The 1865-nt window shown below is 34.0% G+C and carries 1 protein-coding gene and 1 pseudogene; both read left to right on the top strand.

What is annotated here, in order from left to right:
* Positions 1-341 (top strand): annotated as a pseudogene (locus tag AC1DUW_RS27430) (pre-toxin TG domain-containing protein); the annotation flags it as partial.
* 1167 nt (positions 342-1508) lie between these two features.
* Positions 1509-1703 (top strand): hypothetical protein, encoded by a 195-nt coding sequence (locus AC1DUW_RS27435; protein WP_477644002.1) that lies wholly within the window; start codon positions 1509-1511, stop codon positions 1701-1703.
* The last annotated feature ends 162 nt before the right edge of the window (positions 1704-1865 follow it).

Genomic DNA, 1865 nt, shown 5'->3' on the forward strand with positions numbered 1-1865 from the left:
CGACAAAAACCTTTACAGGGGAATTCACGGGATATTATGATTCAATCAGGGCATCAACCGGAGTCGATCCAGTAACGGGTCGCAAGTTGTCCGAAGTCGAACGAATCGCCGCCGGAGCCATGGCCGACGCTGGATTTATCCCTGTAGTTGGCTGGGCCGGCCGGGCCATCAAAGGCGGCAGCGCCATCTACAAAACGGCCTGTACGGGCTCACCGCAGTTAACGGTCTAGGCGAAGCGGTCACAGGCTAAAGACATGTTYGGAAACCAACTAACCGAAGAACAGCGTCAGAACGGGCTGATGATTGCCCTTGGAATTGGCGGTGTGGCAGGGGCGGCTAAGGTCTTTTCCAGGAGAGGTCCATACATTAGATAATATTACAATATGGCTACCAAAGTATAACTTGTTATTTGGTGATATGATTTTTGCTCTAGAATAGCAGAATCCTGGAATTATTGATGAAGCTAACATGGAAGCATCGCCAAACACTATGAACGTATATAACGTATATAAAGATACAAAAATCGTTGTTCCAGGTCATAAAACTTGGAGAGATTTTAGTTTGCTCCCGCATACGTTAGATATTGTCCAAAAACATGAAAATTGAGATTACCTATAAATAAAGATTAAAATCCTAATAATGATTAGAAAGTATAAATCACTTTTGAAATTTCAATAAGTATTTACAACCTAATTATTTTTGAATGCTTTTCTATACTTGTCCACACCTTCTTTTAGTCTATGCATATACAATATTAAGGAGGGTATTAGGATGAATTGTTTTATAGAAAAATGCTTTGAGAATAATGATCCAAGTACAGTTTGGGTTCCCAAGAAGCGTTGTAAATGTAAGAACAAGCATCGTTTTTATTAATCACTTAAAAGTAAGAAGAAACCGTTCAATAAGTTTTTTTTCAATTTAGAAACAATTACGTAATAAGAAGCTGATAATAGAGCGTCTATACCAATTATGTTTTAATAGTAATATATTTTAGGGGCAGACTTAGAGACTGCCCTTTTTAAATGATAAAAATATAAAAGGGCACAATATGATATATAGTAATAGGCAAGAAAAGGATTGAACAGGAGTTATAGCTGGATGAATGGAGAAACTATTGGGGTATATTTTAATAAAAGTAATAAACATATTGATTAGGTTTTATCTCATAGGCTCCAAATAGCATGTTATTGCTTATTTTCGACGAAAGTGAAAATTTGATAAAGTGATGTATGTAAATAGAAAAAAGCACTTAAGCTTAATGGCTGAGTGCTTTTTACATGGAACTATTCTTTTTTAAAATTTGTCTGCTTTGCAGGATAATCTCATTATTTTTATTGATTGCTTCAACATTGTTTAACTTAACAGGGTTATTAATTAATTCGTTATCTTCCATATATTCAAGTAACAATTATTCTTTCACTCACTAAACATTGGGATTTTTATGTTGTTCTCATTTCTTCCATATATCGGTGTATAATAATAGTATATTTTACAATTAGGGGGAACTTATGGATACAGCTAGCAGTTTAATGGGGATTATTGCAATTATACCCATTTTATTTTACCTCGGACTTCTTTTTTTAAGTGTTTACTTTGTTTTTAAGGTGATTAAATTTATTAATGCTAAGACAAGACTAGATCAGGAAAGAAACGAAAAGATGGATGAGTTAATTAGGGTTATCGGTAAGAAGGATCAGGAATAAATAGAAAAACACTTAACCTAAATGGTCGAGTGTTTTTTTTTGATATATGGAATTACTTTTTTTATTCATGTAATAACATTTGGGCTAGGTTAATAGCTTCTTTTTTAAACAGTGGGAACAAACTGTACGGTATTTAAAAAATAATAAGTAACAAAATACGAG

Source organism: Peribacillus sp. P4_C12 (assembly GCF_056402095.1).